The 17,494-nt window shown below is 41.5% G+C and carries 26 protein-coding genes; 3 read left to right on the top strand and 23 right to left on the bottom strand.

What is annotated here, in order from left to right; all coding sequences use genetic code 11:
- Positions 1-41: 41 nt before the first annotated feature.
- Positions 42-482 carry a phage tail assembly chaperone gene (locus C6W21_RS14525; protein WP_012011040.1) on the bottom strand — a complete coding sequence of 147 codons (441 nt, stop codon included), beginning with the start codon at positions 480-482 and terminating at the stop codon, positions 42-44.
- A 151-nt stretch (positions 483-633) separates the two neighbouring features.
- On the opposite strand from C6W21_RS14525, the gene C6W21_RS14520 reads away from it, so the two are divergent.
- Positions 634-723: a putative holin-like toxin gene (locus tag C6W21_RS14520; protein ID WP_081311383.1), complete on the top strand. Its 90-nt coding sequence runs from the start codon at positions 634-636 to the stop codon at positions 721-723.
- A 287-nt stretch (positions 724-1,010) separates the two neighbouring features.
- On the opposite strand, the gene C6W21_RS14515 is transcribed toward C6W21_RS14520, so the two are convergent.
- The 18 genes from C6W21_RS14515 to C6W21_RS14435 form a co-directional block, all read right to left on the bottom strand.
- The gene (locus tag C6W21_RS14515; RefSeq protein ID WP_003213309.1) at positions 1,011-1,454 is read right to left on the bottom strand and encodes a phage tail tube protein; all 444 of its coding nucleotides are present in this window, start codon (positions 1,452-1,454) and stop codon (positions 1,011-1,013) included.
- A gap of 1 nt (position 1,455) precedes the next feature.
- Positions 1,456-2,802, bottom strand: coding sequence for a phage tail sheath family protein (locus tag C6W21_RS14510; protein ID WP_106050924.1), 1,347 nt, complete (start codon positions 2,800-2,802; stop codon positions 1,456-1,458).
- 3 nt (positions 2,803-2,805) lie between these two features.
- A complete protein-coding gene (locus C6W21_RS14505) occupies positions 2,806-3,018 on the bottom strand; it encodes a YqzN/YkzM domain-containing protein (RefSeq protein WP_106050923.1) in 213 nt (70 codons plus the stop codon).
- Positions 3,005-3,460 carry a phage tail terminator family protein gene (locus C6W21_RS14500; protein WP_106050922.1) on the bottom strand — a complete coding sequence of 152 codons (456 nt, stop codon included), beginning with the start codon at positions 3,458-3,460 and terminating at the stop codon, positions 3,005-3,007. Before C6W21_RS14500 ends, C6W21_RS14505 begins: the two co-directional genes overlap by 14 nt.
- A gap of 4 nt (positions 3,461-3,464) precedes the next feature.
- Positions 3,465-3,962: an HK97 gp10 family phage protein gene (locus C6W21_RS14495; protein WP_106050921.1), complete on the bottom strand. Its 498-nt coding sequence runs from the start codon at positions 3,960-3,962 to the stop codon at positions 3,465-3,467.
- Entirely contained in the window at positions 3,959-4,315 is a 357-nt protein-coding gene (locus tag C6W21_RS14490) for a YqbH/XkdH family protein (protein WP_106050920.1), read from the bottom strand. The genes C6W21_RS14495 and C6W21_RS14490 overlap by 4 nt, the downstream gene beginning before the upstream one ends.
- Complete coding sequence (yqbG, locus tag C6W21_RS14485; protein WP_106050919.1) at positions 4,312-4,695, bottom strand: protein YqbG; 384 nt, start codon at positions 4,693-4,695, stop codon at positions 4,312-4,314. Before yqbG ends, C6W21_RS14490 begins: the two co-directional genes overlap by 4 nt.
- Positions 4,696-4,708: 13 nt before the next feature.
- Positions 4,709-5,632 (bottom strand): phage major capsid protein, encoded by a 924-nt coding sequence (locus C6W21_RS14480; protein ID WP_106050918.1) that lies wholly within the window; start codon positions 5,630-5,632, stop codon positions 4,709-4,711.
- A 22-nt stretch (positions 5,633-5,654) separates the two neighbouring features.
- Complete coding sequence (locus tag C6W21_RS14475; RefSeq protein WP_106050917.1) at positions 5,655-6,743, bottom strand: XkdF-like putative serine protease domain-containing protein; 1,089 nt, start codon at positions 6,741-6,743, stop codon at positions 5,655-5,657.
- A 38-nt stretch (positions 6,744-6,781) separates the two neighbouring features.
- Entirely contained in the window at positions 6,782-8,239 is a 1,458-nt protein-coding gene (locus C6W21_RS14470; protein ID WP_106050916.1) for a phage portal protein, read from the bottom strand.
- Positions 8,236-9,549, bottom strand: a complete 1,314-nt coding sequence (locus tag C6W21_RS14465) for a PBSX family phage terminase large subunit (RefSeq protein WP_106050915.1) — start codon at positions 9,547-9,549, stop codon at positions 8,236-8,238. The genes C6W21_RS14470 and C6W21_RS14465 overlap by 4 nt, the downstream gene beginning before the upstream one ends.
- Positions 9,546-10,190 (bottom strand): phage terminase small subunit, encoded by a 645-nt coding sequence (gene terS / locus C6W21_RS14460; protein ID WP_106050914.1) that lies wholly within the window; start codon positions 10,188-10,190, stop codon positions 9,546-9,548. Before terS ends, C6W21_RS14465 begins: the two co-directional genes overlap by 4 nt.
- A gap of 152 nt (positions 10,191-10,342) precedes the next feature.
- Positions 10,343-10,861: a sigma-70 family RNA polymerase sigma factor gene (locus C6W21_RS14455; RefSeq protein WP_106050913.1), complete on the bottom strand. Its 519-nt coding sequence runs from the start codon at positions 10,859-10,861 to the stop codon at positions 10,343-10,345.
- A 131-nt stretch (positions 10,862-10,992) separates the two neighbouring features.
- A complete protein-coding gene (locus C6W21_RS14450) occupies positions 10,993-11,199 on the bottom strand; it encodes an XtrA/YqaO family protein (protein WP_106050912.1) in 207 nt (68 codons plus the stop codon).
- The gene (locus tag C6W21_RS14445; protein WP_106050911.1) at positions 11,196-11,597 is read right to left on the bottom strand and encodes a RusA family crossover junction endodeoxyribonuclease; all 402 of its coding nucleotides are present in this window, start codon (positions 11,595-11,597) and stop codon (positions 11,196-11,198) included. Before C6W21_RS14445 ends, C6W21_RS14450 begins: the two co-directional genes overlap by 4 nt.
- 50 nt (positions 11,598-11,647) lie before the next feature.
- Complete coding sequence (locus C6W21_RS14440) at positions 11,648-11,890, bottom strand: hypothetical protein (RefSeq protein ID WP_223249588.1); 243 nt, start codon at positions 11,888-11,890, stop codon at positions 11,648-11,650.
- Entirely contained in the window at positions 11,868-12,020 is a 153-nt protein-coding gene (locus C6W21_RS19080) for a hypothetical protein (RefSeq protein ID WP_189318195.1), read from the bottom strand. The genes C6W21_RS14440 and C6W21_RS19080 overlap by 23 nt, the downstream gene beginning before the upstream one ends.
- Entirely contained in the window at positions 12,017-12,280 is a 264-nt protein-coding gene (locus C6W21_RS14435; protein ID WP_106050910.1) for a helix-turn-helix transcriptional regulator, read from the bottom strand. The genes C6W21_RS19080 and C6W21_RS14435 overlap by 4 nt, the downstream gene beginning before the upstream one ends.
- Positions 12,281-12,439: 159 nt before the next feature.
- Here C6W21_RS14435 and C6W21_RS14430 point away from each other — a divergent pair, with 159 nt between their 5' ends.
- A complete protein-coding gene (locus C6W21_RS14430; protein ID WP_106050909.1) occupies positions 12,440-12,817 on the top strand; it encodes a helix-turn-helix domain-containing protein in 378 nt (125 codons plus the stop codon).
- A 234-nt stretch (positions 12,818-13,051) separates the two neighbouring features.
- The gene (gene bioB, locus C6W21_RS14425) at positions 13,052-14,047 is read left to right on the top strand and encodes a biotin synthase BioB (RefSeq protein WP_106050908.1); all 996 of its coding nucleotides are present in this window, start codon (positions 13,052-13,054) and stop codon (positions 14,045-14,047) included.
- A 40-nt stretch (positions 14,048-14,087) separates the two neighbouring features.
- On the opposite strand, the gene C6W21_RS14420 is transcribed toward bioB, so the two are convergent.
- From C6W21_RS14420 to C6W21_RS14405, 4 genes are all read right to left on the bottom strand, one after another.
- On the bottom strand, positions 14,088-14,561 hold the full coding sequence (locus tag C6W21_RS14420) for a hypothetical protein (protein WP_003212767.1): 474 nt from the start codon (positions 14,559-14,561) through the stop codon (positions 14,088-14,090).
- A gap of 172 nt (positions 14,562-14,733) precedes the next feature.
- Positions 14,734-15,567 (bottom strand): undecaprenyl-diphosphate phosphatase, encoded by an 834-nt coding sequence (locus C6W21_RS14415; RefSeq protein ID WP_106050987.1) that lies wholly within the window; start codon positions 15,565-15,567, stop codon positions 14,734-14,736.
- A gap of 127 nt (positions 15,568-15,694) precedes the next feature.
- Positions 15,695-16,837 (bottom strand): AI-2E family transporter, encoded by a 1,143-nt coding sequence (locus tag C6W21_RS14410; protein ID WP_106050907.1) that lies wholly within the window; start codon positions 16,835-16,837, stop codon positions 15,695-15,697.
- Between the two features lie 63 nt (positions 16,838-16,900).
- Complete coding sequence (locus C6W21_RS14405) at positions 16,901-17,293, bottom strand: DoxX family protein (protein WP_106050906.1); 393 nt, start codon at positions 17,291-17,293, stop codon at positions 16,901-16,903.
- Positions 17,294-17,494 lie beyond the last annotated feature (201 nt).

Genomic DNA, 17,494 nt, shown 5'->3' with positions numbered 1-17,494 from the left:
GGCGTAATATAAAAACACCGCTTCTTTATCCCCATCCTTTATTAGTTTTTTGCTGCTTCTTCTAAATCTTCAATTTCATCTTCGAATCCATTGATTTCGATGGCTTTGTTTAACCAGTTTGCATATTCACCGCCAACTGACAGAACACGTTTTGCTACTTCAACTGGATCTTGTGTGCTGTAGGCTTCCCTTAATTCTTTTGAGCGGAAATCTGGATAAATGGTTGATTCAATCGCAATTCGTGCGTAGAAGCGCTGACTGTCTAAGTCCTTTACGCGGCCTCTGCCTTTGACATTTTTGAAGGTCGTATTTTCTTTTTCCAGTTCATCAATGCGTTCAGTTGTAATGGCTTTAAAGACAAAAGGAATGACATTCCCTTTTTTATCAACAAAACGCTTAGAGATCGGTACTTTGACCTCTTCCGCTTCTACTGTTTGTCCTGGCATAAAAAATGAAAGATCAAATGTTTGTTTTTCGCTCATGTTTAAAAACTCCCTTTGTTATGTTTTTTTAATGCAAAAAAGCACATCCATTTTTTGAATGTGCTTTCCAATCTTTTCATGTATAATTTAGGTTGTACAATTGAACGGCTTGCTCAAGGGTGTCTGGCTCATCCCCGATAGGAAGGGGGTGATGCTCATGTCAACATTTCAAGCGCTTATGTTAATGCTTGCATTCGGGTCATTTATCGTTGCCCTGTTGACGTATATAGACAAAAAATAGACTCCCCCTTGAGCTTTGGTAGGTAAAAGGGAAAGTCTATCCTGAACATCCTATTCGATTAGCCAGCCCCTTGAGGGCCAAATTGTACATTGCCGGGATGTTGACGCATCCTGGCTTCTTTTTATTTTATGCAAAGTACTTTGCATGTAAACATATTTCTAAGAAACTTTTTGGGGTTACACAGTAACTCTTTTGTAGCTACTCTGTAACTATGAAAAATTATACCATATCGTCGAATAAAATAAAAACAACATATATTTTCGTCATTCGTAATGCCTTTTTCTTAATTAGAAAGAATTCTTCAGCTTTTCAGGCAGATCAAAGTCTTCAAATGTAAACGGAACTTCTTCTTCAAGTGCCTCTGAATCGACATCCAGTCCAGCGATTTTAGCTGAATCAAAGTTGACATCAAATAATGTCACACGCTCAGTGCCTCGGCCTGATGACTTATCGTCAATTACAGCCTGAAGAGTGAAATATGGGTCTTCCCCTTTTTTCACATAGTTGAGCATTAATTGAACGAAACGTGAAGTGACTTTATAGAATGTTGCTGTTCCTGTTCCGTTTGCCCCTGTTGTTTTATGACCAGTCATTCGGCGGCCCATTACGTTGACTTCTGATTTGTTTTTCTCCACGTTTGCTTCAAACGTTTTGATAAAGGCAAGCTCCTCACCTTCTAAGAAAAGACGACCCTCTTTACCTGAAATTGTATTTTGCGCTTTAAAAGCCATCTTACTTCACCTCCACATTGAAATAGAATTTTTCTGCTGCATCTACTGGTTGAACAGCTAGATCGATGATAAATCCATCACGATCTTCATTGAGACCGATCACGATATCTGTTTCTGAGTTAAAGCCTGTAATGCCGCTGCCATCTTGAAGCTGTGTGAGATACTGTGTAATCAGTGTTTTCACAAGCTGCACCCCATCATCAGATGCTGGAATGTCATTGCCATTGGCTTTGCGTAATTTAATCAGATTTTTTAATTCGAACGTCAAATCATTGTTGATTGCATCAAGCACACGAATGATTTTGTTTTTCGCCATTTGCTGATTCTTTTCAGCTGTAAAGCTTGTCAAGGAGTTAATATCTTTTTCAACACTCACCGTACGATCTCTCGCATCAAAGGTGAAGAGGAACTCCCCTTGTGATAAACGGTATTCTACTTGATCATTATCAAGGCGTTCTAATGTATCCACTGCTCCTTCGTATTCAACAAATGTCAGTGACTGATTGAAGTTTGCTCCTGCACTTGCCCCTGCGACCCATGCTGTTGCTTGAGCAGGCGTTAGTTCTGTTCCGTCTTCCAGCACAACACCGCTTGTCACATTGATGATGCCTTCTTGGTCAGCTGCATAGTTGGCCACAACTCCTTGCACCTTACGTCCTTGCTTATCACGTAAACGCTCGATAAAGGAAGCGAATGTTGCTTTTAATTGCTCACTATTATCGATTGGGAGCGCAATGACATCAAAGTATTCTGTTTCAGCCGCTTCTAGGAAAGCTGTATAATCTGCGACACTTGCCACACCGTTTTTCCCGCCGCTTAGTGCCACACCAGCTGTAATGACTGCTTCACCTTTACCAGAAAATTGAACATATTTGTTTTTCACAAGATCTTTGACATCCGTGACAACCTGCTTATCGACAATATCTGTTCCAAGATAGGTGATGACGTCACGCTTTGTGCTGTCGAGTACATTTTCTGCCACTTGGATGGTGATCTCATTTCCTTTTAGACCGCCATAATTTGCTGTGACCACAAAGTTTTCTGCGATTTCAGCTTTGGCTGTCTCTCCTTCATTTAGGCGGTAAAGCAAGACAGTTTGTGCTTTTTTCTTTGCTTCACGGAACAGAAGAAGCGACTTGTCATCAATATTGAGTCCAACCTTTTTATTTAAGTCTTCCATATTTGAAACGGAAATAAAGGTTTTTGGTTCTCCCCAGCTCATCACAAGAGGAAGTGCCACCGTACCTCGATCGCCTAAAGTAATTCGCTGCTCTGCTGTTGTTTTAAAATTAAAGTAAATGCCAGGACGCTTTTTCTCTGTACCTGGTGTAAATGTGCCTCCGTTCATCCTTTAAACCTCCTTGGACAAAAAAGCATCAATGTGCTTTTTCGCTTCTGTTTTTGTAATTGGTTGATGTTTGATATAAAAAAGAGCACCTTCAAGGATTTCTGGTTTAACCCCAAAAAGATCCTTACTGTGCTCCTTTAAGGCTTCAAATGAAAAGCCAAATTCTTTTTCTTCGCCAGCTGTTTGAGCGAGCTGTGCTTTTTTAGTCTTGCTCACGTTTGATCACCCCATCTGAAAAGTTGATATCTTCAAGGCTTGCTTGTTTGTCTCGGTTGTACCAATAACTGCTATCCCACGTCAGGACAATCGCTGCTACGCCCTGATCTATCATTCTTGTTTCCACTCTTTTTATGCGGACATAATCATCAAGCACCTTTCCATCTTCACTCATCACCTGAATCATTTGACGATCAGCAAGCAATGCATCAACAATTGTTTCTGCCGCGTCATGCGCTTTTTCTGAATCCATATGAAACACTTTCACTTGCAGCGAATAAGATTTCATAAAAGTAGATACCGTATCTGGACCGCTGATGACTGTTACGGGCGGCACATAAACGGATGGTACTTGAAAACGCTCTGGCAAAAGTCGATCATACATTGTCACAGGAAAGTATGTGTAAATATAATGCATGATTGCCCCGACTTCTTGATTCATTTCATCACCTCCCAAAATGTCGATCGAACCAGCTTTGAAGCTTTCGATCCAGCGACTGTTCAAACATTTGCTCATAGAGCATGACAGCATGATCCCAGTAGCCATTTCCATCTATCCATTGTGAGGCAAGCATCATCCCTGTCTTTGCATTCGGATCATATTCAAAGCGGCTGCCAGCCCATCTGCCGGGCACCCATCTTCGCTCTCCACTTGAAGAAGTAGCATGTCCGTCATTGACATAGGAGGCATATTCAAGCTGCGTCCCCACTTCAAGTGTGAGACCGCCTCTTGAAATCAGAAAATGATTCTCCTTGTCTCCTTGCGTAAAGGAGCTTAGAAGCCGGCCTGTATCGACAGCATTCTTCTTGATTAACTCATCCTGAATGATGTCCAAAAGCTCTAGACCCATGTCCTCTAGCCAATCTTGATATTCTGCCTTTAAGCCGCCGGCACACGCTGTTTCCAGCTGTGAAAGCAGCCGGTCAAGACCATCAATTTTCATAGATTTTCCTTCCTGACTGCCATCACTTCAATGTGATGATTTTTCACTGTTTTAGGCTGCTGTAATTTAAATGAGATGCCGTTCCACACCATTTTGTCATGTAGGCGAACATCACTTGCTAAAGGAAAATGGACAAGATAGGATTGATAAATGACTGTATTCGGCTCTTCTTGCACGAGTGACTGATTTTTTTCTATGACATAACAAGCAAGATCTGTCAGGCTGGGCGCATCGGGATAAGAAAGGGTCGTTTGTAAATCACCAGCTGGAACCCCGAATTTCCCGCGGGACGCCTCTTGATGGTCAAGGTGAAAAAGATCACAGCGATCAGTTAAGAGAGATTGATAGCTCATAATGATCTCACCTTTAATTTGGTACTTCCGCCAGTTAATGATGGTTCAATGTAATCGACAAGCAGGGCATATACATAAGGTTTGCCTTTCACTTGATCAGCTGCCTTCGCATATGAATAATCACCCATTTTTTCTGACGTAAAGCCTTTCATCATAGATTCGTCATCATTCAGCATGGCAAAATATTGGGCCATTTTTAATAATGCGATTCTTGCTTTTTCAGGAAGGGGCTGATATTTTTCGCTTGAGAAATCATGACCTACGATCTGAAATACCGCAGCTTCTGCTTCGATAATATCTGCTGTCAGTCTTTCTACAGATCGACTTTTCACACGCTCAAATACAGAATAGGCTTGCAGTTCTTCAGCAGAAATAATCATAGCCTGCCGTCACCTACTCTTTCACTTTCATCACTTTTGCTACAGCATCCTCTTCCTCAAATTTGCTGTCTAGCTTCGCTGTCAGGACAATAATAAATTTACGGCTGCGAATATCTTTTTCTACTTCAATTCGAATATTACGAGAAAAACCTACAATAATATTTTTAGGGTGTGTCAGCAAAATATCTGATACGTCTGTTCCCGCTTCGTCATATGGCTGCATATTGGCTAGACCTTTGACCGGCACACCGAATGCAGAAGAAAGTCCGCCTTGAATGACCGCATCCCCGAGACTTGTCTGACGGTTTGCTACTTGATCCTTCCACTCAACCTCTAAACTTGGGGATGTGTAGAAACGGAAATCCTGAGGTACACGTAAGTATTTTGACGGCATCGCTTTATAGGCTTGTTTAAACATTTGGCGGCTAATTTCCGCTCCATTTGCATCGACAATATGAGATACTGCTTGTTTTCTCACGCCATCTATTTGAGCTAAAAATGGATCTGATGAAGTCGTATCCCCATTGACGATGAGCTCTTCAATATCGACCGCCGCTCGTTCAGCCAGCATTTGCATAATCGTCTGCTGGATTCCGTCTTTTTCAATATTGTTTTCAATGCTGTCGTAGGTCATATGAATCTCTGCAATGACCTCTTTCGCATTTAGCTGGACAGTGCTTGTCGCTGGGACAACACGGTCTTTCGCATCAAGCGCTTGGCCTTCCTCTGCCGGGCGCAAAATACGCTGGCCAAAGCCGATTTTTTCGATTTTTTGTGAATCACTTTCCATCGGAATGATGCGTGCATCATTTAAAACGGTTGGTGTGTTTTGCATCATTCTAATGAATGTGTTGGATTGGGTTGCGTTCATGAGACCGCCGGTTTTTAAGCTGGCAAGTGTCATTTCAGCCTTGCGAATCAACTCTTGATTTCTCACACTGTTTCCTCCTTATTTAGGCTTATAGTAAGCCATCCCATATGGGTTTTGTCGTGTCGTTTTGGGTATCATGGATTGTTTGTTTTGACATACCCCGCGCCTTTTCAAGCATGTGAATTCGCTCTGAAATAGGCAAAAGCTGCTGCTGAAGCACTTCCTGCATCGCTGCTTTTTCTCTGCTGGCTGATTTCTCTAAGAAAGAGAGCTGATGACGAATCGGTGCAACGACTTGCTCGAGCACTTTTTGGACAGGTTCTTCCTCAGTTTGATCTGTTTCCTGTTGTTCAGCCTGCTGTAAGACGTTTTCGATGGCCATTTTTGCTTTTTCGAGCTCTCGTACTTGATCCGTCGTTAAAGCGGCATCTTCCTTTTGTACGGCTGCTGGCCTTTCACCAATCGTTTGAAGTACATCCTCTGTCTTCAGGATGTCTTGCATGATTGGAATGAGCTGTTCTAAGGCAGCTCTTACATCCGCCTCATCACCATCACTTGACTGTAAGGTTTCCAGCAGATGGTCTAAAACGTTCCAAAATGGTTGTGACATGTTTGCACCTTCCTCTTTTAAAAAGAAATTTTTCAGCAAAGAAAAAAGCCCTCTCTCATTCGTGCCTTGAGATAGAAGCTCATCTTGTTCTTCTATGGCGACGATGTCCGCCGTTCCAGCCATTGAATAGCCTGTAATGTGGCCCTTCTGAATTTGGTCCCAAATCTCTTGGGAAGCCTTTGTCACAAGCACCCACGATCCTTTTCGAATCAGCTCCCCGCCTACCTCTACATCAGCCGGAGCAATATACGATTCAACCACTTCGCCAACACCATCCTGAAAATCATGCTGCTTGTCAATATGGCGGGCATCCTTCATAAAGCCGTGTGCCGCTCTTTCAATTTCCTTGGCTGTCATAAAATCTTGATGTGCATCAGGCGTATTCGGCTCATACACGACACCGTACACGAGGCGATGAGCATCTTCAGCCTTTGTCAGGACATTGACCTCCTTTTGAAAGTCAGGCCGCTTTTTCTTTGCTTTCATCAAAAAGAATTTCTTCTTGTTCGCTGCTCTGTCCACGTAGGAAACATGCGTAATTTTAGCGTTTTTTAGTTCTCTTGGCATATGTTCACCCCCTTTCAAAAAAGCTCACGCGCTTCTGTTTATTTCGTCAGCTGGTCAGGCTCTGATTGAGGCTGTTCTTCAGCTGATTTCATGCGGTTTTCTAAAGGTCGGTGATAGAGTTCCTCAGGCCATTCCTCTAGCGTTTTTCCGAGAATTCGTCCTGCTAGATCGCGCAAATCGTTAGGTGACACTGCCCCAGCCTGAATAAATGGCGTCAGAACCTTGGCGATCTCTAATGGGTCTCTAAAATCAGGGCCATTTAATAGAAATCGGACATGCCAAATATCAAGATCCGGCAGGAAAAGAGTATTGAGTTTTCCTGTGATGAGATACCGTTCCGGCTGAAATACCTGCTCTTCTGTTGTTTTACGCGCTGTATCTGCTGTCGCTTTGTTATAGTCTTGAGACTCACCTGTGTAAATTGGCGGCAGGCGAAACGCAGAGCGGATTTTGTTTCTTGTTTTTTCATCGTATTCTAAAAAGAGCGCATCTTCTTGCAGGATCTCAGCTAGGGATTTAAAGTTCACTTTGACATTTGAGACATCTTCTTCTCCCGTTAACCCTTTTTCTGTCGGTAGACCTTCAACTTCAAGCAATAGAAACTTATGTGCATGATCAGATCCTTCAATATCGTCCATATAATCTTGAAGCTGCTGATAGGATGACTCTGACAGCATGCCATTTTCGACAATGATGGCACCTGGTACATGCCGTCCTTGTTTAAAATAAAGATAGTTCAGCTCTTCTGCCTTGCGTGCTCCGTACATATTGACGATGTTGCCAATCCAGCGGGGAATCCCATACGTTCCACTGCCAATTTTAAAATGAATCACTTCTGTTGCGCGAAGTGCCTCTGGTGTGGTGTCATCGTATTTGCCTGTTTCACAATGCAAAATGCGCGGGTCACCATACTCCTTGAAGAAGACTTTCTTTTCGTTGATGACCTGCACATATTTTCGGAATCGTTTCTTTCGATTCATTGTCTTCATTTCGCCGTTTTCTGTGTACCTGAATTCGACGTCGACTGGCTCACTAAGCTTGCAAATGCGGATATGAAGCGCATCTAAATACTCAATTCCTGCCGGCTTTCCTTGTCCATCTCGCAGCACCTCTAAAAAACCATTGCCCGTTTTCTCTCGGTCTTCGAGGACATAGCCTAGAACCACATCGGCAGACTCATCATAGTTCATGTACTTCGTAAACTCTTCAAGTCTTGTCCATTCCTTCTCTGCGGCTTTCTTTTTTGACGGTTTTACACCTTCTGCATTAAAGTCAAAGGCATATTCCACCCCAAACCCAAAGCCTAAAATATTGGTTTTGTACGCATCAATACACTGCTGAAGAATGGTTGAATATTCTGCCATGCTTTTTAATTCATTGATGTTGTAAGGCGGGGGAACAATGTCATCTTTTTCATAGGAAAATTCATCTGCATACATTTGTTTTGTATGATCAGACATGTTTGCCTTCATAATCGTTGCTTTCAATTGTTTCATTGTATGGACCTCCTCTCTCTGTTTGGACGGACACGCTCAGAGGCGGTCTGTTTTAAATCCGTCACTTCATAATCATCCAGCGCATACCAGATGGCTGATAATGTGTGCGGATCGATTTGAAATGCATCTTCCTCTAAACGGCCATCCTTATCTGCCTTATAGGTCAGTGATTGAAGTTCATAGATTGTGTACGGACAAGCATCAGAGCAAATGATTTTCTTAAACCGTTTGATCTTTTTTGTATATTGCAAACGTGAGCCTTGAAACTTATGTGCTGCCACCATTTGAAATCCACGCTGCCGAAAATAGTGAATGGTTTTAGGCTCGGCTGCATCAGCTTTGATGAGTTCCTTTGATTCAATGAACTCTATTAGGTCGACGGCTGTTTCATCATCTGTTTTTCCGCGGTCGTAATATTCCCAGTAAATATATAAGTACTTTTTTTCATGATCAACGGCTAATCGAATGAGCGCATTGTACGATTCAACAAATCCAAAATCCATGCCTGCTCGTTTCAGCGGCCGGTCAATCTGCTGAATCGCTTCTAATACGTCAGAATGGTTTCTTACCTCAAATTGAGGAAAAACCTTTGTGCCATTGATGCCGAAATAGCCCTTCCTCGCAATTCGATAGAGGTCTGGGTCGTATTCTTTCAGCTCATCCAGCTGCTTCACATAGCTTTTAGGGAGAAATAGGTTATCTTCCGCTGTGGAGTGATGGTAGTACGTATCCTTGATGACCACGGTTCGCTTTTTATATAAGGTCTCGTCATCTAGGACAAATCGCTTCAGCTGTTCATCTCGAAAGAAATGTCTGTACGTCCAATTATCTTGACCAACAGGATTGGTCGATAACATCATATAAAGCGGTAAGGACGGATGCCTCAGCCTTCCAAGCAGCTCTTTAAAGCCTTCATAAGAAACCTCTGAACACTCCTCAATCCAAATGATCGAGATGTTGTTGATCGATTTCAATTTCTCAGGCTTGTCCAGCCCTTTGAATAAGATGCTGCTGCCATTTCGAAACGTCAAGGCAAGCGGCGAACTACGGCACTTCACCACATGGTCGATGCCAAGATCGCTGACGATCTCTTGTAATAGAGAAAATGTTGATTCGCGGTGCGTATCATATACTTCTCGAATGACAAGTGCTGTCCGCTTTTCTTCCAGCAGCTTTAAGATGAGCTTTAACGCAATGTGATAGCTTTTGGAGGAGCCGTAGCCGCCTACTAAAAATTGAAACTTTTGATTCCAATCGAATAGAAAGTGTTCAAAATGAGGATTGACTTCTTTTTCAATCAATGGCGTCATGAGTTATCCTCTTTCCGCTTAATCATGATGTGAAGATCTTCCTCTTTTTCTTCACGCACTGCTTTTTTTGTTTTTTCGATGGTCAGTTCAATTTGCTTCAGCCTTAATCTTCGTTCATCCTTCGCATGTGCGAGCTCTTCAAACTGTTTAATGAGACGCCTGAGTTCTCCCATTGCACGGGATTGGGCATTTAAAAACGTGGCATGCCGGTCCCATGAAAATTGAAACGAATATTCTTCTGTGCTGATTTCTGGTTCTGGCTGAATTCCTTCTACTGTTTCTTCTAACGAAGAAGGCATGTATGCTGCCTTTTTCAGCTCTTTGATCATGTCCTCTTGATCTGACACATACATGATTCGCTGCGCCCGAATAATGGCAGCATATTGAATTTGAATTTGATCCCAGATTAAATCAAGCGATGTACGCCCGTCCATTTTCTCCATGATTTCAATCGTTTCATCTGAAAGAAATTGATTGAAAATCGAGTGTGCCTGCTTTGACGAAGTTTTTTGTCTTTGCCATCCGTATCGTCTTTTCCATGATTTCACGGTATGGATCGAGACATTGTAATGATCAGCAATTTGCTGGTACGTCATCCCTTTCAGATAATCCTGCTTGGCCTCTATCCGTTTATCTTTCATTTACATTCACCTGCCGCCTCCTTTTAATTCGAACGATTCCCTGTGAAGGAATCATTTGTGTAGGGCTAGCAAACATCCGTTTGGTCTTTCTAACTATAGGTGGCAACTGTAAGACAAGCGCTGCTCCATTTATTTTGTAAAAGAAAAAACGCCTATTCAGCTGCTTCGAATAGGCGTTCTTGTACTTTTTTGGACATCTTTGCCCGAGCTCTTTCCATATGTTTTTGGACAGTTCCCTTTTTGACATCCAGCATGACCGCAATCTCGCTAAACGATAATCCTTGTGTTGTGTGCATAAAGAACACGTCCTTTTCTCGATCTGTTAAAACGGACAAGGCTTCGTCAATTCGTTTCTTGTCCCGCTCACTGACTTCTCTTTCATTTTCTTGGATGAGGGTATATTCATGTGATAAAGCCTCTAACACTTCTGGATTTGCCAGGATGGTGCGCTGATAGACTGAACGTCTGTCTAATCCTCTGCGTGCGCCTGGCTGCCTGCCGATTTGAAGCCATTCCACGACGTATTCGAGATCGCTGACCATACTGGCGATAATTTTCTTATCATGCTTCTCTTGATCTGACAGCTGTTTGTCTTCTTTTTCTCTATATGGTTCATATCTTTTTCTAGCATCCTTTAATGCTCGTTTATATTCAATGAGTAAATCTTGCATGTTCGCTCTCTCCCTTTTTTAAGAAAATAAAAAACGGACACCAATCAGTCCCCTTTTCATAGGGTCTTGATCAGTGTCCGCAGGCTTTCCGTCTTGGACGTATTGTATTGTGTTGTGATCTGCTCAGCGATCTAGCTGATTTTAAAACCAATCTCATGATCTACTCTGGCAAAGTGACCTTTTGCCGTTTGAATAATGGTTTTTCCATGTTCAGGTACATCTATCTGATAAGCCGTTCCTACATTCCCATCTAACACGATGACTTGAATTTTTCCTCTTTCCATCTCACCGACGAATGTCTGGTTTTCTTGAATGAATAATTGTTTTGGCTCGTTCATATGCTTGTCTCCTTATTTGGTGAAGACTTCGTGCCATCACCTATCGTATTTAAAATGATTTCAATTCTTGGACGCATACTATAAAACTGGGAAACTCTTAAATCGACAATCTGTAGAGGGACTTTATCCGCAATGGAATGAAGTGCTTCTTGAATATGTTGTAGTCTTGGCTGAAAGATGCTGACGTGCACTGGACGTATCAAACCTTTTTCTGCGTATGTACGCTTGTTTTGACAGTCAGCTATGTCAAGCGGCATGTCGTCAAATAAGCGAATCTCAAGTGATAGTGCGCCTTTTATTTTGTGCGGGCATTGCGCTTTTGCAGCTGCTCGTATTCTTTTTATCAATCTATCTTTTGTTAACAAAAACTCTGCATCAATGATGAAATGGATGACCATGTTATGAGCTCCCGTCATCCTTTTCCCACTGACGGATGTCTTGTTCGTTTTTACTCGCTTTGAGCAAGCATTTGAGGATTGTCACGATTTGCTTCCATCGTTTCACGTCGCCTTGATTCCTCCTTTTTTGCTTCAGCGAATTTTTCCGCCAAGAGGGTCATGTATGTTTGCTTCCCTTCTGCTGTGGAAAAAACAAACACCGGTTTCTGATGATGAAAGGTGATCCAGCCGCCAGCTTGGACTAAACAAAGCTGCGCTTCCTTTCTGGCATCAAACGTCATCTGATGTTTCATCTTCTTCAAATCCCTCCTGACTGTCCTCAATCTCTGTTTGATATCCATAACGCTTCATGTCATATGACCAGTAGCTTTTTGGATATCCAAAGTCATTCATCTGCGCTACCATTGGATGTTCGATATTCATTTTGTTCGTCTCCCCTTTTCTAAGAGATGCTCTTCCTTTAAAGTGTTACTCATTTTGTGTAACTTTTGGTCAAAAAAAAGCTCTTGAACACCCCTATTCAGCAGATCTGCAATATGCTTTGCTATTTCTAAGCTAGGCTTCGTTCTGCCCATTTCTATATTTGCATAGCCGCTCGTGTACTTATATCCTAACTTTTTCGCCATATAGGTTTGTGTTTTTCCTTGTAAAATGCGTTCTTCTCGTAAATTTTCAAGTTTCATCTTTCCACCTCTTACTCAATATGTGTAAGTTATATTCATTATGATAATATACACGAAACGAGTAAGTCAATCACTTTTTTATTCTTTTTGTGTAATTAATTATCTTTTCCGTGTAATTCATGATAAAATTTACTCATAACATGAAAAAAGGTGTTTCCAATGGATAATTTGACTGGAAAGATTTTAACTGAATTAAGAGAGAAGCATGGATGGAGCAAGTCAACAGTTGCTAAAAAGCTCGGATTAAAGGCGATGTCCACCTATGCAAATTGGGAATATGGCTTGAGAAAGCCCGACGGTGAAATGATTGTGAAAATCGCCGAGTTATATGGGGTCTCAACGGATTATCTTCTCACAGGTAAGGACAAAGGCGGAACTGATGACGACCTTGCAGACGATCCTGATTTGCAAATTGCGTTTAAAGCTGCCTCCGATTTTTCCGAAGAAGCACGAAGACAAACCATCGATTTCATTAATTACATTAGAGAAAAAGAGAAGCAAAAAGGCCGTCAGCCAAAACAGCGTGACGACGATTGATGATCTCTTTTCATAAAGCTTTACATTGCTGGGATGAGCCCAGCTTTTTTTTATGCCTCTTTTTCCCCTAAAAAAGAAGTGTTACCGATGAAATAATTAATGAAAGCTCGTACGATGACTTCATGATCATCGCCTTTTTGGTATATTTATAAACTTCATTTATCCAATGCTTGCCAACGACAATCCCTTATGTTAACTTTTAATAAAAATAAGTTAACATAAGGAGAGCTTATGATGGGAAAACAAATATCTTTGTCTTGGGAAGCGATAGCGGAGAAAGCGCTGAAAAATGAACCGATCACCATGCAAGAAGGTCTAGACATTCTTGCAGCTGACGATAGAGAATTATTATCTATCATGCATGCAGCCTATCAAGTACGATTTCATTTTTTTCAAAACAAGGTGAAATTAAATATGATTTTTAACGCAAAAAGCGGTTATTGCCCTGAAAACTGTGGTTATTGTTCACAGTCGATCATTTCAAAAGCACCTGTTGAAAGATATACAATGCTTGATCAAAAAACGATTGTGGCTGGCGCGCGTGAGGCGCTCAAGAGAAAAGCGGGGACTTATTGTATTGTGGCAAGCGGGAGAGCGCCTTCTCATAGGGAATTAGATGAAGTCACGGCAGCAGTAAAAGAGATCACTGAGACCATGCCTTTGAAGGTGTGTGCATGTCTTGGGTTATTAAATGAAGACAAAGCGAAGCGGCTGAAGGAAGCGGGTGTGCATCGGTATAATCACAATATCAATACACATCAAGAGCATCATGCTCACATTACGACAACTCATACATATCATGATCGTTTGTCGACCCTTGAGGAGGTCAAACAGTCGGGCATGTCACCTTGCTCAGGGGTTATTATTGGGATGGGTGAAACCAACCAGCAAATTGTTGAAATGGCTTTTGCGCTCAGAGCCATTGATGCGGATTCCATTCCAGTCAACTTTCTTCATGCAATCGAGGGAACACCGCTTGAGCATCAAGAACGAACACATCCGATCAAAGCATTGAAAGTGTTGGCACTCATGAGGTTTGTCAATCCAACTAAGGAAATTCGAGTATCTGGAGGCAGAGAGTTCAATTTACGGACGCTTCAGCCGCTTGCCCTTTATGCGGCAAATTCCATTTTCGTAGGCGATTATTTAACAACAAAAGGCCAGCAAGTCCAAACGGATCATCACATCATTGAAGATTTAGGTTTTGAAATAGAAGAATGTGCGTTATAAAAAAGTCTGCCGATTCACCGGCAGACTTTTGACAATAAGATTAGAATCTTTTATGGAAATCGACAGTGCCGCTTCCTTCCTCACGGTCAAAGCTGCCAACAAATGTCCAGTTAATATAGCCGCCGTCACCATTATTGACGAACGTACCATCTTCAAATACCCAAATACCAAACGTAATACCATCATATTCAACACTATCATAGTAGACAACATTGTTCAGTCCGCTAAAGTCATGATCTTGGCTTAAGTTTTGGACAACAACGTTGTAGTTTTGACCTGCTTCATAGAAGGCACTGTACGCCGCATTTTTTACGAATCCATCACGATTTTGAGATGATTTTACTGCTTGTTCAATTTTATCGGCAATGGCTACTGGATCAATAGAGACACTTCCATCAACACCTGTTGTCGTAGCAGCTTCAGCCGTTTGACCAAAAGTCGTAAGAGATAGAGGGGCAGCAACCATTGACGTAGCGATCACAGAACTAACAAAAAATTTGCTTGTTTTTCTCATTATTTCTAACTCCTCCTTTAATTGGTATGTTTATGTACTACCCCTCCCTCTGTCTCTTAAACACTAATTTATGAAAAAAACTTCTTTTTCTACCAATTAAGAGGGTGATTTTACTGTTTAAAAGAGCTGAAACAACAAAAAAACTACTCTTCTAAAAGAGTAGTTTACAGCATTACATGAACAGGATAAATAAAATCACACCTAGGATAATTCGGTATATCGCAAAAGGCACCAGTTTGATTTTATTGATCAGTTTTAGGAAGAATCGAACAACAAAGAGAGCCACAACAAATGCACTCACAAAGCCGACGATAAAGAATGGCAGCATGTCTGTTGTTAAATATTCGGCATTTTTCACAAGTGTTAACAAGCTTGCCCCCGCCATAATCGGCATTGCCATAATAAATGTAAAGTCAGCCGCAGCACGGTGATTCAACCCAAGAATAACCCCGCCTGCGATCGTCGAACCTGAGCGAGAGAAGCCTGGCCATAATGCCAAACATTGAAACAGTCCGATATAAAGCGCCTGTTTGTACGTCATGTTATCGACAGAGCTTGTTTCTGTTTTACGTTGATTGATCCAGTCAGCGACAAGCATCAGCACTGCACCTAAAATCAAACCGACAGCGACTGTTCTCACGTCAAACAAGTATTTATCAATATAGTCTTCAAATAAGAATCCTAAAATGACGGCTGGGACGAGTCCTACTGCAATTTGAGCAATGGTCAGCTTATGCCCGCTGCGCTTCTGTTCTTCGGTGATATTTTTCTTTAAGCCTAACAAGTTCAAAATACGATCCTTGAACACAATCATCACAGCTAAAATAGAACCTAACTGAATCACGACTTTAAATGTGTTTGCCGCCTCTGGCGTAATGATTTCCTTTGATTTTAACCATAGATCATCGACAATGATCATATGACCTGTAGATGAGACAGGTGCATACTCTGTTAATCCTTCGACAATTCCTAAAACCAGTGCCACGAATAAATCCCATAGATTCATGATTTTCTTTCCTTTCAATTCTGATCTTTTGAACAGGCCAACCATCTATGTCCACATAAAGACAAGCTTCCTTCATCGAAAGCTCGTCTTTATGATACTATATTTTTTTCAAAAAAAGATTATGACATTAAACCTTTTCTTCTTTATACAAATTGGATCGCATTTTGAACCAATCAAATAAGTGGGTCGTGATAACTTTCAGAACGGCGTACGTCGGAATAGCGACAATGATGCCGATCACGCTGAAAAGTTTACCGGCTGTTAAAAGAACAAAAATGATGGTAACCGGATGGATATGAAGGTTTTTCCCCATAACCTGCGGAGAAATGAATTTCCCTTCAATCAGCTGGACAACCGTCCAAACAATGATCAATTTTAACAGCATAATTGGTGACGTGACAAGGGCAATCACAATCGCTGGTGTAATGGCAATCGTTGGACCCAGATAAGGAACGACACTTGTACATGAGGCAATGAGGGCCAGCAGTAAGGCATAGTCTAAACCGATAATCATGTATCCAATTAAGAGAAGAATACCAATACAGAAGCTGACAATGATCTGTCCTAGAATATATGAGCTCAGGCGATGATTCATTTCATGCAGCACGATATGTGTATGCTCTCTTAGATTATTCGGAATAAATTTCAGGAAATAATCAGGTAATTTTTTGCCGTCTTTTAATAGGTAAAATAGAATGAATGGGACTGTGACAATCGAGATGATGATTTCAGTCAGCGCACCCAAAAATGTCCCTACACCGGTGAAGGTGCTTTCCAAAAGACTTGTCGCTTGGCTTGACGCTTTACTGACTAATTCAGACACATTAAAGTTCATCGTATTTTGCACTTGATTAATGAAGTTGCTGCCTGTTAATTGTCTAATTTGATCTTCTACCGTATCGACGTATTTCGGAAGGTTATGAAACAGACTCATGGTTTGTGCTTGTAAAAAAGGAATAATGGACACAATGGTCACTGTAATCACGCCAATAATGACAAGATATAAAAGCAAAATCGAATAGATCCGCTTGACTTTAAACCTCTCTAACAAGTTGACAACCGGATTTAATAAATAATACACAACCCCCGTTAAAATAATCGGTAAGGCGATGGTTTTGACGAGTACAATGAGCGGTGTGAAAATAAAAGATGTTTTCATGAAAACAAGGATATTCAATCCGATTAATAGCAGGACGAGTAAAAAGAGAACAAACTTGTTATCAAGAAAAAAATTTCTAAATCGACTGCTCCACATTTGCATAGAATTCATATCGTTCCTCCAAACTCGGGCTATTTTATTTAAATTGTACACTACTTGATCATGATATGGTGATCATTGTTTCAGCTTTTTTTCCCATTTCGCAATGGACATCGCCCATAAAATCAGAATCGGCTGTCCAATAAGCCTTATCCATAGAAAGGCCTGCTCTGTGCTTTCTTGACCTGGAAATGGAATTCCCTCTCGCGCCGCAAAGAGGTTTGCAGGGAAAATGAGTACAAGATAGACAGCCATGATTTTCGCTGCTGCAATCCTGATATTTGGCAGAAGCAGCAAAACAGCCAGCAGCCATTCAAGGCATGCAGTCGCATAGACCATCACATATGGAAATGGCCAGCCTGGCATCATACGGGCAAAGCCGCTCGGCTCTATCACATGAAAAATACCGGCTGCTATGAATAAAAGCGCAAAGACGTATGTACTTCCTATATGCAGGGTGCGCTTCATGTTCATTTCCTCCTCCCCCTTCTATCAGAGTATTACCCGAATGAAGGAAGAAACTACCCACTTTTCGTACATTTATATCCTTTATGTAAGACGCATCAGCCTATATAAAGGTTTCATCCGTTCTTCAATAAAAAGAATGTTCTTTCATACAAACGCTTTCAAAGGATGTATAATCAGAGAAAAGCAGAAGGAGGGAATGAC

It is taken from the genome of Bacillus sp. NMCN1 (assembly GCF_002998085.1).
Lineage (GTDB): Bacteria > Bacillota > Bacilli > Bacillales > Bacillaceae > Bacillus.
This window is presented reverse-complemented; position numbering and strand designations above follow the sequence as displayed.